We start from the raw sequence: 16,138 nt of genomic DNA on the forward strand, positions 1-16,138 counted from the left end.
ACAGGAATTAAAATGAGCGAAAGCTTTGCGGAACTCTTTGAAGAAAGCCTAAAAACCCTGAACCTTCAGGCAGGCTCCATCATCACCGGTGTTATCGTTGATATCGATTACCAAGCTCGCTGGGTAACCGTTCACGCTGGCCTGAAGTCTGAAGCACTCATCCCGCTTGAGCAGTTCTACAACGATGCTGGCGAACTGACTATCAACGTCGGTGACGAAGTTCACGTTGCTCTGGACTCGGTTGAAGACGGCTTTGGTGAAACCAAGCTGTCCCGTGAAAAAGCCAAGCGCGCTGAATGCTGGATTGTTCTGGAAGCAGCCTTCGCAGCCGAAGAAGTGGTCAAGGGCGTTATCAACGGTAAGGTTAAAGGCGGCTTCACTGTCGACGTTAACGGCATCCGTGCGTTCCTGCCAGGTTCTCTGGTTGACGTCCGTCCAGTGCGCGACACCACGCACCTGGAAGGCAAAGAGCTGGAATTCAAGGTCATCAAGCTTGACCAGAAGCGCAACAACGTTGTCGTTTCCCGTCGTAGTGTCCTCGAAGCCGAGAACTCCGCTGAGCGTGAAGCTCTGCTGGAATCCCTGCAGGAAGGCCAACAAGTCAAAGGTATCGTCAAAAACCTCACCGATTACGGCGCATTCGTCGATCTGGGTGGCGTCGATGGCCTGCTGCACATTACCGACATGGCTTGGAAGCGTATCAAGCATCCTTCCGAAATCGTCAACGTTGGCGACGAGATCGATGTCAAGGTTCTGAAGTACGATCGCGAACGCAATCGTGTTTCCCTGGGCCTCAAGCAACTGGGCGAAGATCCATGGGTTGCTATCAAAGCCCGTTACCCAGAAAGCACTCGCGTTACCGCTCGTGTAACCAACCTGACCGACTACGGCTGCTTCGCTGAGCTGGAAGAAGGCGTTGAAGGCCTGGTACACGTTTCCGAAATGGACTGGACCAACAAGAACATCCACCCTTCGAAAGTCGTACAAGTCGGCGACGAAGTGGAAGTTATGGTTCTGGACATCGACGAAGAGCGTCGTCGTATCTCCCTCGGCATCAAGCAGTGCAAATCTAACCCATGGGAAGATTTCTCTGGCCAGTTCAACAAGGGCGATAAAATCTCCGGCACCATCAAGTCGATCACCGATTTCGGTATCTTCATTGGTCTGGACGGCGGCATCGACGGTCTGGTTCACCTGTCCGACATCTCCTGGAACGAAGTGGGCGAAGAAGCCGTTCGCCGCTTCAAGAAGGGCGACGAGCTGGACACCGTTATCCTGTCGGTTGACCCAGAGCGCGAGCGCATCTCCCTGGGTATCAAGCAACTGGAAAGCGATCCGTTCTCCGAGTACGTTCAAGAGAACGACAAAGGCGCAATCGTTAAAGGCATCGTGAAGGAAGTTGACGCTAAAGGCGCCATCATCACTCTGGCCGACGATATCGAAGCGACTCTGAAAGCCTCCGAAATCAGCCGTGACCGCGTTGAAGACGCGCGCAACGTTCTGAAAGAAGGCCAGGAAGTAGAAGCCAAGATCATCAGCGTTGACCGCAAGAGCCGCGTAATCCAGCTCTCCATCAAGTCGAAAGACGATGCTGAAGAGAAAGAAGCCATCCAGAGCCTGAAATCTGCTCCGGAAGGTGAAGCTGCAACTGACACCACCATGGCGGCACTGCTGCGCCAGGCAATGGCCAAACAGAACTAAGTTCTGTCGGACCATAGAAAAAGGGCGACTTCGGTCGCCCTTTTTTACGCCTGCGATTTAGTGAATCTGATGGTTTTACGGCGCTGCAATTGTTTGCCGTGAAACCAATCCTCTCAACAAGTTGTCTCTTTCTTTGGTCGGATCAATCGTTTATTTACAGCTAGTCTCTAGCTTGAAGCGAGCGACCGTCGGGTGACGTGTCCGACCTAAGGAAGCGAATGAACAAGCTCATTGTCGTAATAGCAGTTCTGACATTGGCGGGTTGTACCACTAGCGCCAAGACTCACGCGGTGCGTGGGGTCAGTGGCATCGAGATCGATTGTTCGGGGTTGGGGTCGGGATGGGAGAAGTGTCGCAAGCGAGCGAGCAAGGAGTGCAAGGCGGCGGGCTACAAAGTTGTAGCCAGGTCAGATGATGCCAAAGACGAGGATGAGTACCCCTTTGGCTTCAATCCCGCGGGCTATCTGACGCGCACCATGCTGGTCATCTGTCGATGAGTGTGCGAGCGGTGTTCCGCTGCCCTGGAAGAGGGCATCTCATTGTTGGTGGAAGATGTCAAAAACTCAGGCTGTTCAAATTCATCGGGGCGTGCTAAAACCTTTGAAGCGCTGATCTAGCTGCTTGAAAAAGAAGGGAAAAATATGACGAAGTCGGAGTTGATCGAACGAATTGTCACCCATCAAGGGCTGCTCTCATCCAAGGATGTGGAGCTGGCCATCAAGACCATGCTTGAACAAATGTCCCAATGTCTGGCCACCGGTGATCGCATCGAGATCCGTGGGTTTGGCAGCTTCTCCTTGCACTACCGCGCGCCGCGTGTAGGTCGCAATCCAAAAACCGGTCAGTCCGTCAGCCTCGATGGCAAGTTCGTGCCGCATTTCAAGCCGGGCAAAGAATTGCGCGATCGTGTGAATGAGGACGAGGAGGAGATGCTTTGACGGCCACCGCAATTCAAGGAACCGCTTATGCGTAACCTCAAGCGCGTACTGCTCGCCGTATTCATTCTGTTGCTGGTTTTGGCGATCCTGGCGTTCGTTCTCGAGAATCAGCAATCGGTTTCCCTGCTGTTTCTGGGGTGGGCGGGACCGCAACTACCCGTATCGCTGATCATGGTTGTTGCACTGCTGATCGGGATGGTGATCGGGCCGATTCTGGGTTGGTTTCTGGGACGTACGTCCAGAACTTCACGCAAGCGCCTTGTCTGATTGCGACATGGCGCCGAAGGCGAACTAACCTTTAGCCACAGCTTGTCTATATCCATTAGTAAAACCGTCATTAAGCTGTAAAATGCTGCGCTTGTCCGATAGTGGCATATGCCCACGTCGGTTCAAACTGACTCTGTCAGAGGCCTCAGCTACCTTGATGGCTTCTGCATTCATGGATTAGACAGTGCTCGGTTGGCGGCCCTGTCAGTAACTCAAGGGTATGGTTTCGCGTGAAAATTCTAGTAACCGGCGGCGCCGGGTTTATCGGCTCGGCAGTCATCCGTCATATCATCTCCAACACTACCGATGCTGTCGTTAACGTCGATAAGCTGACTTACGCCGGTAACCTTGAGTCATTGGCCGAAGTTAGCCAGAACTCGCGTTACGTGTTCGAGCGCGTCGACATCTGCGATCGTGATCAGGTCGACCGCGTCCTGCGTGAACACCAACCGGATGCGATCATGCACCTGGCCGCAGAGTCCCACGTTGACCGCTCTATCTCTGGTCCGTCTGAGTTTATCCAGACCAACATCATCGGCACTTACACCCTGTTGGAAGCTGCGCGCCACTATTGGGCTGCACTGGATGATGCGCGTAAAGCCAAATTCCGCTTTCACCATATTTCGACTGACGAAGTTTACGGGGACCTCGAAGGTCCGGAAGACCTCTTTACCGAAACCACGCCGTATCAGCCAAGCTCACCATACTCCGCCAGCAAGGCTAGTTCCGATCACCTGGTCCGTGCCTGGAGCCGTACTTACGGCTTGCCGACCCTGGTTACTAACTGCTCGAACAACTACGGCCCATGCCATTTCCCTGAGAAGTTGATCCCGCTGATCATTCTCAATGCACTGGAAGGCAAGCCGCTGCCGGTCTATGGCAAAGGCAATCAGGTCCGTGACTGGCTCTACGTCGAAGACCACGCTCGCGCACTGTACAAAGTTGTGACCGAAGGCGTTATCGGCGAGACGTACAACATCGGCGGCCATAACGAAAAGCAAAACATCGAAGTGGTGCATACCTTGTGCGCTCTGCTCGACGAACTGCGTCCCGATTCTGCTCACCGTCCGCATGCCAGCCTGATCACTTACGTTCAGGATCGCCCAGGTCACGACCAGCGCTATGCAATCGACGCCAGCAAAATCCAGCGTGAACTGGGTTGGACGCCGGAAGAAACCTTTGAAACCGGCATCCGCAAAACGGTCGAGTGGTACCTCAACAACACTGAATGGGTTGCTCATGTAAAGAGCGGCAGCTATCAGCAGTGGATCGATCAGAACTACGCGGACCGCTCGAACAAGGCATGAAAATACTCCTGCTGGGAAAAAACGGCCAGGTGGGCTGGGAGCTGCAACGCTCCCTCGCGCCGCTGGGTGAATTAATCGCCCTGGACCGTCATGTTGTCGATGGTTTGTGCGGCGATCTGTCCGATCTCGATGCCTTGCGCGCGACGATTCGCCAGGTCAAACCCGACGTCATCGTCAACGCTGCGGCCTACACCGCTGTCGATAAAGCCGAGTCCGAGACCGAGTTGGCCGACCGTGTGAACGGTCAGGCAAGCCAAGTCATGGCCGAAGAGGCGACGACCCTGGGTGCCTGGCTGATCCATTACTCGACTGACTACGTCTTCAGCGGCCAGGGTTCATTGCCATGGCAAGAGTCAGATCCAGTCGCCCCGGTGAATCACTACGGCGCCAGTAAACTGGTCGGCGAACAGGCGATTACCGCGTCGGGCTGCAAGCATCTGATCTTCCGCACCAGTTGGGTCTATGGCGCTCGCGGCAACAACTTCGCCAAGACCATGCTGCGTCTGGCCAAGGATCGCGAAACCTTGAGTGTCATCGCTGACCAGATCGGAGCTCCGACCGGGGCAGACCTGATTGCTGACGTGACCGCGCTGGCCATTCAACAAGTTCTGCAACGTCCCGAGCTGTCGGGCTTGTATCACTTGGCGGCCAGTGGCGAAGTGTCCTGGCACGGCTATGCCAGCCATGTGATCGGCTTCGCCCAAGACAACGGCGAGCAGCTCGCCGTAACGGCGATCAATCCGATTGAAACGACGGCTTACCCAACACCTGCGCGCCGCCCTCTGAATTCGCGTTTGAATACTCAGAAGCTGCGTGACAACTTTTCTCTACACTTGCCGGATTGGCAAAGTGGCGTAACCCGAATGCTTAGGGAAGTTCTGAATAAATGAGCACGACAAATCGTAAAGGCATTATCCTCGCTGGCGGCTCGGGCACGCGTCTGCATCCGTTGACCCTTGGCGTGTCCAAACAGATGCTGCCGATCTACGACAAGCCGATGATTTTCTATCCGCTGTCGGTGCTGATGCTCGCGGGCATGCGTGAAGTCCTGATTATCTCCACGCCTGAAGACTTGCCGTGTTTCCGCAAGTTGCTGGGTGACGGAAGCCTGTACGGCATCAAGCTGACCTACGCCGAACAACCTAATCCGGATGGTCTGGCACAAGCCTTCATCATTGGCGAAGAGTTCATCGGCGAAGATCCTTGCTGCCTGATCTTGGGCGACAACATCTTTTACGGTCAGCACTTCTCGGACAACCTGCGTTCTGCCAGCTCTCAACAACATGGCGCTACCGTATTCGGCTACCACGTCTCCGACCCGGAACGCTTCGGTGTTGTTGAGTTCGACAAAACCGGTCGCGCTCTTAGCATTGAAGAGAAGCCACTGAAGCCAAAATCCAACTATGCGGTGACCGGCCTGTACTTCTACGACAACGATGTTGTCGAGATCGCAAAGAGCATCAAGCCATCCGAGCGGGGCGAGCTGGAAATCACCGACGTTAACCGTGCGTACCTGGAGCGGAAGACGCTCAATGTCGAAATGTTGGGCCGTGGCTTTGCCTGGCTCGATACCGGTACCCATGATTCGTTGCTGGAAGCCAGTCACTTTGTGCACACCATCGAACAGCGCCAAGGTCTGAAAGTGGCTTGTCTGGAAGAGATTGCCTACAACAATGGTTGGATCACTGCCGAGCAGCTCGGCGCGCAAGCCGATGCCCTGAAGAAGACTGGTTACGGTCAGTACTTGCAGAAGTTGTTGGACTCGCCTTCCCGGTAAGGGGGGGGGGGGGGCTCGACGACTTGCCGACCCACTGCGCCAGGGTTGAGCGGGTGACGGCCAAACCGGCTTGACTCCTGGCGATAGAGTGGTAAATGGCCGGCGAACTTCGCGATTGTACGGTATCCAGGCCGAGTTCGGATCGAAGTGAATATCGTATCGAGCTGGTGTGTCGTGAGATTGGCGTCCGGTCCGATCGGCTCGAGCTCAAGCACCAGTTTAAGTCTGCGAGTATGGTGGTAAGTGGGGCTGTGTGCGTAGCCGACGGACATTAGCCAGACCGCCAAGCTTTTGCCCGGCAACCAACGGGCGACGCAGCATCACTGGAGTGGCTTGTGCGGAACTTTAAGCGTTTTTTGCTTGACCAATCTATCTTCTTGGTTACTTTTGAGGGGTGGCTTTTGTTTTGTAAAACTAGCATCATGCCTCGCTGGTTTTTTGGGGATGGTCACTGCCGCAGTTACCAAATTTGATCTAATTGCTCATGGCTCAGCTGGGGGGTAACCGGTCCTCTGTTAGGGATGCTAGCAGCCTGGAAGATCATGAGGAGGGCCCGCAAGCAAATTTGAGGTCGTTTCAGCATGGCAGGTGAAGCACATTTCTTGCAGATGGGGTTTCCGGCAATATGATTCGTTTTGCTTTTGTGAAGGTCGTTTTTTGATTTTTGGTACTGGCCCGACAGGGCGGCGGCCAACCTTTCTCGCAAACTGATGAGTGGACCACTCCCGACAAAAAATAGTAGTTGGAATCTAAGAAGGATAACGCGACAAATGCGCAACAACCGTGCTGAGGCCAGACCTAACGATGAAATTGACCTCATCGAGGTTATTCAGGGGTTATGGCTACAAAAATGGCTGATCTTAGCTGTCGTTATGCTATTCGCTTTGGTTGGTGGGGCTTATGCTTTTCTTAGCAAGCCTGTCTACGAGGCTACAGCTTTTGTCATTCCGCCGACGCAGAAAGATATTGCCGATTTTAACTATGGCCGAACCCGAGAGTCGGAACTGGAACCTTACAGCGTGAAATACGTATATGACGTTTTCTTGCGTAATCTTCGAGCTGAATCACTGCGTCGGAATTTTTTTGAAGAGTACTATCTCCCGTCCCTTAATGAATCTGAGCGCGTCGGTCCTCAGGATGGGCTTTATGACCGTTTCTCCAAAGATCTGACTGTTGCGCTTGCTGATAAAAGCTCTCCGGATCGTTTCTCCTTGACGATGCAAAGCAATGATCCGGCCAAGGCTGCAGAGTGGGTGAAGGCTTTTGTAGACAAGGCACGGGTCTTAGCTGAGGGGGAGATGATCGAGAGCGTCAATAGAGAAGCTGAAGTCCGTGCACGAAACCTTGCGCAGCAGATTACTACACTGCGTGAAAGTGGTGAGCGTGTTCGCGAAGATCTTATTACCCAGTTGCGTGAGGCACTGCGTATCGCTGAGGCTATTGGTTTGGAAAAGCCTCCAATCATAAGCGGAAATTTATCGGGCGAAGTGTCAGCCAATATGAATGGCGAGTTAACTTATATTCGTGGTAGCAAGGCGCTCCAAGCTGAAATCAAAAACCTTGAAGAGCGGAAGTTAGAAGACCCTTTCATAAAAAATCTTCGGGCTTTGCAGATAAAGCAAGCCTTCTACAGGGATTTGTCTGTCAAGCCGGGCGATGTGGCGGTTTTCCGTCTAGATGGTCCGATTGAGATGCCAGATCAGCCAATCAAACCGAAGAAAGCATTGATATTGGCAGTGGCGATATTGCTGGGTGGAGTTATTGGTATATTCGTAGCATTGTTCAGAACCCTGTGCCGCCACAGTCGTGAGCTGCGCTCGGTTTAGGTATTCGAGATTGAGTTGTTTGCTTCTGGTGGGGCGCGAAGCGCGTCCCATCGCCGTGAAGGGGGGGGCGTTCGGGGCAGCAGCGGTTTCGGCTCGATGAGTTTGTGGAGCCGATCTTGTTGTCGGTGGGTTTTCCATTAGGACCCAATTGAGCGGAGCGGATTCCGCGGGGCTCATAAATCAGACAGTGCTGCAGGGAGATGATGCCGTGCACAAGGTTGATGGCATTTTTTTGAAGAATGCGGAGCACGGCGAGTCAGTCCCGCTGAGCAGATGATTTGATTGGCAGCGAGAGCTCAGCCCGTCGCTGAGGGTTTGGCCAGACTTTGATTGAGCACTTTTGAAAGTATTTTGGTGGCGATTTGACATGGTAGCATTGGCTTCCTCACGAAAGCCAGCGGAAAACCTTGGGGCCGTAGCGTGCTTTATGCAGCGTGGGCGACGAACTCATTTTAGTCAACTTTAATTTAATCCGATTAACCAGGCGTTTACTTATGCATAAACTGGAAGACATCAAACTTGCCATCGTTGGTCTTGGTTATGTAGGCCTGCCGCTCGCGGTTGAGTTCGGTAAAATTCGTGGTGTTGTTGGGTTCGACATCAATCAGAATCGCATTGACGCTCTCAAGGCGGGACATGACGCTACACTTGAAGTCAGTGATGAAGAACTTAAACAAGCTGCGCTGTTGGATTTCAGCACTAACCTTGAAGATCTGAGTGCTTGCAATACATTTGTCGTAACGGTGCCGACGCCGATCGATCAATACAATCAACCTGATTTGACTCCGCTCATCAAGGCATCGGAAACCATCGGGAAAGTTTTAAAGAAAGGCGACATCGTCATCTACGAATCGACAGTTTATCCTGGTGCAACCGAGGAAGACTGCGTACCAGTGCTGGAGAAGGTTTCCGGCCTAAAATTCAATATCGATTTTTTCGCAGGTTATAGTCCCGAACGTATCAATCCGGGTGATAAAGAGCACCGTGTCACGACCATCAAGAAGGTTACCTCAGGTTCGACGCCAGAAATAGCTGAGCTGGTAGATGAACTGTACAATCAAATCATTACTGCAGGTACACACAAGGCCAGTAGTATTCGGGTTGCTGAAGCTGCCAAGGTTATTGAAAACACCCAGCGTGACTTGAACATTGCATTGATCAACGAGCTGGCGATTATTTTCAACAAAATGGGGATTGATACCGAGGCTGTGCTGCAGGCAGCGGGAACCAAGTGGAATTTTTTACCGTTTCGCCCCGGTCTGGTTGGTGGCCATTGCATTGGTGTCGATCCTTATTACCTTACCCATAAGGCACAAGCGATCGGCTACCACCCAGAAATCATTCTGGCGGGCCGTCGCTTGAACGATGGAATGGGCGCTTATGTTGTTTCGCAACTGGTCAAAGCAATGCTCAAGCGCCGCATTCAAGTTGATGGTGCTCGTGTTCTTTTGATGGGCTTTACATTCAAGGAAAACTGCCCAGATCTGCGTAACACTCGAATCGTCGATATCGTCCGTGAGCTGGCCGACTACAATATTGCTGCGGATATCTACGACCCGTGGGTCAGTGTTGCGGAGGCGCAGCACGAATACGGAGTTACGCCGATTACCGAGCCGGCCATCGACTCCTATGATGGTATTGTTTTGGCGGTTGCGCACAACGAGTTTCGTAGCATGGGGGCGGCAAAGATCCGTCAATTCGGAAGGGCAGAACATGTCTTGTACGACCTCAAGTACCTGCTGAGCGCCGCGGAGTCTGATATTCGTCTCTAAGGAAACTCTGAGTAATACTTCCAGATTTGGTGAAATACTTGCCTTCCTCGAACTGAACTGCTGAGTCCTGATGAAACAGATGTTCTTCACTGATGCCGAGTACGCCTGCAAACGTAGGCAGGCCCGCCGCGAGCGCTTCCTGATCGAGCCGCATTATCCGGAATCCTGCGCGATGCCGATTACATGGGTGGGAACAAGCGTCCTGAGCATCAGAATCGCACGATGATCTGGTCGATTGCGGCGCGGTCCAGCGGCTACAAAAGGCACGGAAAAAAGGTGTTTGGTCGGTCGACTGCGGCTCATGATCGAATACGCCAAGGCCCAAGTACGCGCCTATGTTGAACCTTGTTTCGGGTAATCAAGCGTCAGTTTGGCTATACAAAAGTGCGCTTTCGTGGCCTGATGAAAAACACCGCGCAACAGGCTACTCTATTTGCCCTGTCGAACCTGTGGGTGATACGAAAACGGCGGTTGGTTGCGGGAGATGTGCGCCTGAGATGCAGGAAAAGCGCCTTAAGGAGGCGTCGTTCAAAGGTGAAACGAATGAGTTAAGAACAGGAAAGGTCTGATTTCTGACAAAACCAGTGCTTTTTGAGCCTCAACCAAGGATGGTATCAAAAATCGCTGACTATTCAGGCCTTCCCTAAGGCAATGGTCGACGTGAATCCTATTCTTAATGGGTCGGGTTCCATCAGATTATATTCACACAAGAATCCTATATATGACTTTTTACGAATCTTTGAAGAAAGCACTTCCCATAGACCCGAAAACCTGGCTTGTCACAGGTGTGGCCGGCTTCATTGGTTCTAACCTGCTCGAGGAATTGCTTAAGCTTGATCAGCGGGTAGTTGGGTTGGATAACTTTGCGACTGGTCATCAACGTAATCTCGATGAAGTGAAAAGTCTGGTTAGTGCTGAACAGTGGAGTCGCTTTCGTTTCATAAATGGCGATATCCGAAAATTTGAAGATTGTCAAAGTGCCTGCGTGGGCGTGGACTATGTCTTGCATCAGGCAGCGCTCGGTTCGGTGCCAAGATCGCTCAATGATCCTATTGCAACAAATAGTACCAATGTTGATGGGTTTCTGAATATGTTGGTGGCGGCTCGGGATGCGAAAGTAACGAGTTTTACTTATGCAGCCAGCAGTTCAACTTATGGCGATCATCCTGGGCTTCCAAAAGTTGAGGATGTGATTGGAAATCCTCTCTCTCCTTACGCTGTGACAAAATATGTTAACGAGCTTTATGCTGATGTTTTTGCTCGTAATTATGGATTCAAAACAATAGGGCTACGCTATTTTAATGTCTTTGGTAAGCGCCAGGATCCCGAGGGAGCTTATGCTGCGGTGATTCCGAAGTGGACGTCGTCAATGATAAGCGGTGATGATATCTTTATTAATGGTGATGGTAAAACCAGCCGAGATTTCTGCTTTATTGAGAATACAGTGCAGATGAATTTGTTGGCTGCCACTGCTATCGAAGAAACCGCTTTGGGTCAAGTGTATAACGTTGCTGTTAGCGGGCGAACCGAATTAAATCAGTTGTTTAGTGCTCTTAAGAAAAGCTTATCGGAACAAGGAGTGGTCTACTCGAAAGAACCAGTTTATCGTGATTTTCGAGCGGGTGATGTTCGTCATTCTCAAGCCGATATTAGCAAAGCAAAAACAATGTTGGGTTACGAGCCTGAGTTTGATATTTTTGCAGGGATTGATAAAGCAATGCCTTGGTATTTGTCATTCATGAGTTGATGCTGAATAGATCCGTTGGTTATACGGCTAGCTATTTGAGTCGTGACCGAGTGTCCTTGGTTCATGTGTTTTTATCCAGGCGTGCTGAATTGATAATGCTCAGCATAGCTATGGGCTCGTTGCGTAATGTAGTCACATGAGGTTGCAGTGCAATATAAAAATATATTTTGGAACCTGCTAGGCCTCGGCTTGCCTCTGCTGATAGCTGCTCTGACGGTTCCAGGCTTGATTTCGGTAATAGGCACTGAGCGATTTGGTTTTCTGGCGCTTGCATGGGGATTGATTGGCTACGCCGGAGCGCTCGATCTGGGGGTTGGTCGTGCAGTTACTCAAAGGTTAGCATCCCTCCGAGGGAGGGACAGTGAAAATGAAATTCCCGATGTTATTAGCACAGCAGTTCGAATCACAACGATTATTGGTACTGTAGGATTCATTCTGATTGTACTGGGAAGCTGTTTCGGTGGTTATAATTTCGTACCGCGACAGACTGTTAGTGTTATGGAGGTTCTGATCTCTCTGCTGCTCCTGGCGGTGGCTATACCGATGCAGGCTATCAGTGCAACTTATCGCGGTGTGAACGAGGCATATCTTAATTTTAAGAATATTAGTTTCTTGCGTATTGCTCTCGGTACGGCAAATTTTGGTGCTCCATTCTTGGTTGCGCAACTCACTAACCAGCTGTATTGGTTGATCGCAACTTTGGTGCTTTCTCGAGGGATTGCATTGTTTATGTACAGGAAGTTTGCTTACCAATGCCTGCCAAATGGTGAGGCTGACAAAGGTAAATTTACTAAAGTGCAAGCTAGTAAACTCCTCACGTTTGGAGGTTGGGTCACGGTTAGTAGTGTTGTTAGCCCATTTTTAGTGCAGGCCGATCGTTTTTTTGTCGGAACGCTGATATCCGCGGCGGCGGTAACTGCTTATGTGATTCCTTATGAAATAACGGTGCAGGCACTGATTTTAGTTGGGGCGATTACTACGGTTGCGTTTCCGGTAATTGCTGGTTTCCTGCAAGATGATGTAAAAAAAGCGCATCACACCTTTAATCGATGGCTGATGAGGGTTTCGCTCATCATGTTCTGTGTGATGGGTTGCGTTGCACTATTGATGCCCTATATTTTGAGTCTTTGGGTTGGACAATATGTATCGGAAGAATCTACCTGGGTGGGGAGGATTCTTTGCGTTGGCGTATTTTTTAATGCTGTTGGTTCAATGTATTATTCGTTTTTGCATGCGTCTGGTCGATCTAAAGAAACCGCTGTTTTGCACCTGATTGAGTTGCCTCTATTTGTGGGGGCGCTTTATATACTTATTACATATTTTGGCATCATGGGGGCAGCATTGGCGTGGACCTTTCGAGTTGTTTTTGATTCGCTAGGTCTTTTCTATTTTACTAAATTTAAGCGGTGAAGGTGTGTTGAATATAAGGCTTCCAAAATACCTCGCATTTTTTGTCTTGGGTATGATTTTTCTGGGCTTTAGCACATCCCCTGAAGATGGGGGGGTACTGAGTTTTGGTACGCCTTTTTTTATCGCTTCAATGCTTGCATTCATGCCTGTTATTTTTCGCTATTTGGCTGATATGGATTGGAGGTTTTTTCTTTTTCCATTCCTCTATATATTTTTGATTGTTGTCATGACAGCTTTTTCTTTTAGCCCGTTTCAGTCGTCGGTAAGGGCTTTCTTTAATGTGGTTGGTTTTGTCATTTATTTAGGGCTGATTTGCAGTGTGCTAAGCCAGCGATTGTCGGTCCAGGCGCTTGCTAGGATTTTAATATGTTCGGGCGCAATGTTGGCAATGTATTTCATTGTCAATTTTTTCTTAAGCTCTATGGAGCATGGTATTCAACAGGTCTTACTGGAGCGATATGTTGGGGGGGCTATGTCTCTTCCTTGGGGAGCAAGTAATACTATTGCGCAGGTTTTGTTGCTCTCGGCTGTGTCTTACACAATTTTGGATGAGCGTCGGAAGTTTGATTTTTTGATGTTCTGCTTTATTGCGGTAGGTATATGCCTGACGTTCTCCAGATCAAATATGTTGTTGTTGTTGTTATTGTTTTTTGTCGTTTTTAGGATGCGCCAGCTTGTTGTGGTTGGTTTTATTTCAGTTTTTGTGCTAGGTGTTTTTCTCGCCTACATGGTCATATCGGTTGGCTGGGATTTATCTGGATTTGACACTTTTTTGTCGTCTAGGACGGATGTCGAGTTGTTGGCGACCGGAAATGGGCGATTACAAACGATGATGGAGAAAATTGATTATCTGGTGGATCACCCTTTTGAACCAATCGGCTATTATTCCTCATTATTCCACTTTGAGCTGTCTGCGCACAATTTTTGGATGACCTCATTGATCGAGGAGTCACTGGTCGCGGTTTTGGTTTCTCTGGGCTTCTTTTTTTTCGTAGGGCGGACAGTGTTTCGTCGTGACCGAAGTGTGTTCTTCGGATTCTTGATCATTATGATGGCGTTGATGGTTGAGGATCCGCACTTTACTCAGCAGTATATTACTAGCTTCTGGGTGTATTTAGCCTTGCTGGTTGCTTTTGGCTTCACTGAAAAGGGCGTGGGTGTTGAAAGTGAGTCATAAGATTGATGTGGTTATTGTGAATTGGAACTCTGGCGACCAGGTTTTACAGTGCGTGTCTTCAATAGGCCAAGGTGGTGATAACGATCTAGCGCGAATCATCGTCGTAGATAATGGTTCAACGGATGGTTCGGAAAAGCTGTTGCTACCTTTGACGAATGTTGAGCTAATCAAGGCTGGTCGGAATCTTGGGTTTGGAAAGGCTTGCAACTTGGGTGCAAGGCATGGAAGTGCGAAGTATATTCTTTTTCTCAACCCAGACGCGGCCGTCTTTCCGGCATCGCTACAATCAGTATTTGACTATATGGAACGGCCAGACAACCAGGATGTTGGTGTCTGCGGGGTACAATTGAAAGACGAACACGGTGAAGTTTCACGTAGCTGCACCAGGTTTCCAACCGTGTCAGGTTTTCTTGCACATACCGTTGGTCTTGATCACTTCATTCCCAAGTTCGGTCATTTTATGAGGGAGTGGGATCATGCAAGTGATCGCTCTGTTGACCATGTGATAGGGGCCTTCTATTTTATTCGACGTGAGATTTTCGACCAGTTGCAGGGCTTTGATGAAAGGTTCTTCGTGTATTTGGAAGACCTTGATCTATCACGAAGAGTTAAAACCAAGGGTTGGAGAATAGAGTTCCTGAGTAATATTCAAGCTTTCCATAAAGGTGGAGGGACTTCTGATCAAATCAAGGCGCGACGTCTGTTTTACTCGCAGCGTAGCAAAATTATTTATTCATATAAGTATTTCGGATTTCTGGGAGCAACATCGGTCCTTTTGAGTACGTTGTTGCTCGAGCCACTATCGCGTACCGGGATCTCAATTTTACGTGGTTCATTATCATCTATCAAGGAAACCTGGGTCGCCTACGGGCTGTTGATTAGTTGGCTGCCTGGATGGATTTTCAATGGGCGGAAAAAGAACTGATTCCAGATTGTTGCAGCAAGTGCTTCGATGAGTTGGGGCGCGATACAAGTTGCACTTTGGCTTCTTAGACGAGATGTAGTCAAGCATGAAAATTTTATTATTGTCAAAGTATTCTCGGCTAGGGGCAAGTAGTCGTCTTCGCTTTCTTCAATATATACCCTATCTTGAGAAAAACGGCGTTGAGGTAGTGGTCAATAGCTTGTTTGATGATGCCTATCTTAAGCGTCTATACAGTTCGGGCAAGCGCCCAGTTTTTCGATCTATATATTGCTATCTGGTGCGTTTTTTTGCACTTTTCACCGTTCGGAAATACGATGTTATCTTGATAGAAAAGGAGGTATTTCCTTATTTTCCAGCGACGGCAGAGAGGCTCTTAAGGGCTTTTGCCCCGCCCTATGTTGTGGATTATGATGATGCGATATTTCACAACTATGATCTTTCCTCCAACTCGCTGATCCGCAAGTTTTTGGGCAGGAAAATTGATGTGGTAATGCGCAACGCGCGATGCGTGATTGCGGGAAACGATTACCTTGCCAATCGTGCGACAGCAGCAGGCGCAAAAGATGTTGTCGTGGTTCCCACCGTGGTCGACAAAAGCCGGTATTTGGCGAAACGGGATGCTAGTTGTCAATCGCTCGTTATTGGTTGGATAGGTTCACCTTCCACACAAAAATATGTAGTCGCGATCCGACAGGCGCTTCTCAAGGTGTGCGATGAATTTGGAGCTCGTGTCATGCTGATGGGGGCTACGCCCGACATTGTTGACGAGCTACCCGGGATCGCCGTAGAGGTCCGGTCTTGGTCAGAGGACAGTGAGGTCGACTTCATACGTCAGTTGGATGTAGGTATCATGCCGTTGGTTGATGGTCCTTGGGAGAAGGGGAAGTGCGGCTATAAACTGATTCAATACATGGCTTCCGGTGTTCCCGTTGTTGCTTCTCCAGTGGGCGTAAATATCGAAATTGTCAATGGGAATCAATGCGGGCTGTTAGCGGATAGCCCAGCGGAGTGGGAGTCTTCTTTGCTGAAGCTATTAGGCAATGCTGACCAGCGATTACACTATGGTCGGGCGGGGCGGGCAGCGGTGGAAAATACATACACTCTGCACGTCCAGGTATTGGCTCTTAATAAAATATTTTGTGGAATAGTTGGCAAAAAAAAATGTAGTTTATAGACGGTTTACGCTTTCAGTTCTTGGTAGCAAGGGTTTGAGCGTAACCGGGATTGAGAAAGGCGACCCAAGCTTCATTCGTTTGAGGTTGGGGAGCGTTTCAATCGTTGCATACGTTTC

The 16,138-nt window shown here is 50.0% G+C and carries 15 protein-coding genes and 1 pseudogene; all 16 read left to right on the forward strand.

From position 1 onward, the window contains the following. Positions 1–12 precede the first annotated feature (12 nt). The 16 genes and pseudogenes from rpsA (at position 13) to IB252_RS04145 (ending at position 16,021) form a co-directional block, all read left to right on the forward strand. A complete protein-coding gene (rpsA, locus tag IB252_RS04070) occupies positions 13–1,701 on the forward strand; it encodes a 30S ribosomal protein S1 (protein ID WP_123364651.1) in 1,689 nt (562 codons plus the stop codon). Positions 1,702–1,919: 218 nt separating this feature from the next. Then, positions 1,920–2,198 (forward strand): hypothetical protein, encoded by a 279-nt coding sequence (locus IB252_RS04075; RefSeq protein ID WP_192406932.1) that lies wholly within the window; start codon positions 1,920–1,922, stop codon positions 2,196–2,198. A gap of 144 nt (positions 2,199–2,342) precedes the next feature. Then, on the forward strand, positions 2,343–2,639 hold the full coding sequence (gene ihfB, locus IB252_RS04080; RefSeq protein ID WP_008148724.1) for an integration host factor subunit beta: 297 nt from the start codon (positions 2,343–2,345) through the stop codon (positions 2,637–2,639). A 27-nt stretch (positions 2,640–2,666) separates the two neighbouring features. Beyond that, positions 2,667–2,906, forward strand: a complete 240-nt coding sequence (locus IB252_RS04085) for a LapA family protein (protein WP_192406934.1) — start codon at positions 2,667–2,669, stop codon at positions 2,904–2,906. Between the two features lie 230 nt (positions 2,907–3,136). Continuing rightward, positions 3,137–4,213: a dTDP-glucose 4,6-dehydratase gene (gene rfbB, locus IB252_RS04090; protein ID WP_192406935.1), complete on the forward strand. Its 1,077-nt coding sequence runs from the start codon at positions 3,137–3,139 to the stop codon at positions 4,211–4,213. Next, entirely contained in the window at positions 4,210–5,103 is an 894-nt protein-coding gene (gene rfbD / locus IB252_RS04095; RefSeq protein ID WP_192406937.1) for a dTDP-4-dehydrorhamnose reductase, read from the forward strand. Before rfbB ends, rfbD begins: the two co-directional genes overlap by 4 nt. Beyond that, the gene (gene rfbA, locus IB252_RS04100) at positions 5,100–5,990 is read left to right on the forward strand and encodes a glucose-1-phosphate thymidylyltransferase RfbA (RefSeq protein WP_192406939.1); all 891 of its coding nucleotides are present in this window, start codon (positions 5,100–5,102) and stop codon (positions 5,988–5,990) included. Before rfbD ends, rfbA begins: the two co-directional genes overlap by 4 nt. Positions 5,991–6,760: 770 nt before the next feature. Further along, a complete protein-coding gene (locus tag IB252_RS04105; RefSeq protein WP_192406940.1) occupies positions 6,761–7,816 on the forward strand; it encodes an LPS O-antigen chain length determinant protein WzzB in 1,056 nt (351 codons plus the stop codon). A gap of 494 nt (positions 7,817–8,310) precedes the next feature. Beyond that, positions 8,311–9,588: a Vi polysaccharide biosynthesis UDP-N-acetylglucosamine C-6 dehydrogenase TviB gene (tviB, locus tag IB252_RS04110; RefSeq protein WP_192406942.1), complete on the forward strand. Its 1,278-nt coding sequence runs from the start codon at positions 8,311–8,313 to the stop codon at positions 9,586–9,588. A gap of 70 nt (positions 9,589–9,658) precedes the next feature. Beyond that, the gene (locus IB252_RS04115; RefSeq protein ID WP_192406944.1) at positions 9,659–9,814 is read left to right on the forward strand and encodes a hypothetical protein; all 156 of its coding nucleotides are present in this window, start codon (positions 9,659–9,661) and stop codon (positions 9,812–9,814) included. Further along, positions 9,751–10,140, forward strand: a pseudogene (locus IB252_RS04120) (transposase); the annotation flags it as partial. The gene IB252_RS04115 and the pseudogene IB252_RS04120, both read left to right, overlap by 64 nt. Before the next feature lie 169 nt (positions 10,141–10,309). Next, entirely contained in the window at positions 10,310–11,335 is a 1,026-nt protein-coding gene (locus IB252_RS04125; protein WP_192406946.1) for an NAD-dependent epimerase/dehydratase family protein, read from the forward strand. 147 nt (positions 11,336–11,482) lie between these two features. Next, positions 11,483–12,745, forward strand: coding sequence for a flippase (locus IB252_RS04130; protein WP_192406947.1), 1,263 nt, complete (start codon positions 11,483–11,485; stop codon positions 12,743–12,745). 52 nt (positions 12,746–12,797) lie between these two features. After that, positions 12,798–13,922, forward strand: a complete 1,125-nt coding sequence (locus IB252_RS04135; RefSeq protein WP_192406949.1) for a hypothetical protein — start codon at positions 12,798–12,800, stop codon at positions 13,920–13,922. Continuing rightward, a complete protein-coding gene (locus IB252_RS04140) occupies positions 13,912–14,847 on the forward strand; it encodes a glycosyltransferase family 2 protein (protein WP_318652707.1) in 936 nt (311 codons plus the stop codon). The genes IB252_RS04135 and IB252_RS04140 overlap by 11 nt, the downstream gene beginning before the upstream one ends. An 85-nt stretch (positions 14,848–14,932) precedes the next feature. After that, positions 14,933–16,021, forward strand: coding sequence for a glycosyltransferase family 4 protein (locus IB252_RS04145; protein WP_192406951.1), 1,089 nt, complete (start codon positions 14,933–14,935; stop codon positions 16,019–16,021). Positions 16,022–16,138: the final 117 nt, after the last annotated feature.

Source organism: Pseudomonas sp. PDM10 (genome assembly GCF_014852295.1).
Lineage (GTDB): Bacteria > Pseudomonadota > Gammaproteobacteria > Pseudomonadales > Pseudomonadaceae > Aquipseudomonas.

What these genes read in the sequence shown, in the direction of transcription:
- IB252_RS04135 (WP_192406949.1), top strand. Translation starts at nt 12,798, where the DNA reads ATGATTTTTCTGGGCTTTAGCACATCCCCTGAAGATGGGGGGGTACTG.
- IB252_RS04125 (WP_192406946.1), top strand. Translation starts at nt 10,310, where the DNA reads ATGACTTTTTACGAATCTTTGAAGAAAGCACTTCCCATAGACCCGAAA.
- rpsA (WP_123364651.1), top strand. Translation starts at nt 13, where the DNA reads ATGAGCGAAAGCTTTGCGGAACTCTTTGAAGAAAGCCTAAAAACCCTG.
- IB252_RS04075 (WP_192406932.1), top strand. Translation starts at nt 1,920, where the DNA reads ATGAACAAGCTCATTGTCGTAATAGCAGTTCTGACATTGGCGGGTTGT.
- tviB (WP_192406942.1), top strand. Translation starts at nt 8,311, where the DNA reads ATGCATAAACTGGAAGACATCAAACTTGCCATCGTTGGTCTTGGTTAT.
- rfbD (WP_192406937.1), top strand. Translation starts at nt 4,210, where the DNA reads ATGAAAATACTCCTGCTGGGAAAAAACGGCCAGGTGGGCTGGGAGCTG.
- rfbA (WP_192406939.1), top strand. Translation starts at nt 5,100, where the DNA reads ATGAGCACGACAAATCGTAAAGGCATTATCCTCGCTGGCGGCTCGGGC.
- IB252_RS04115 (WP_192406944.1), top strand. Translation starts at nt 9,659, where the DNA reads ATGAAACAGATGTTCTTCACTGATGCCGAGTACGCCTGCAAACGTAGG.
- IB252_RS04105 (WP_192406940.1), top strand. Translation starts at nt 6,761, where the DNA reads ATGCGCAACAACCGTGCTGAGGCCAGACCTAACGATGAAATTGACCTC.
- IB252_RS04145 (WP_192406951.1), top strand. Translation starts at nt 14,933, where the DNA reads ATGAAAATTTTATTATTGTCAAAGTATTCTCGGCTAGGGGCAAGTAGT.
- ihfB (WP_008148724.1), top strand. Translation starts at nt 2,343, where the DNA reads ATGACGAAGTCGGAGTTGATCGAACGAATTGTCACCCATCAAGGGCTG.
- IB252_RS04085 (WP_192406934.1), top strand. Translation starts at nt 2,667, where the DNA reads ATGCGTAACCTCAAGCGCGTACTGCTCGCCGTATTCATTCTGTTGCTG.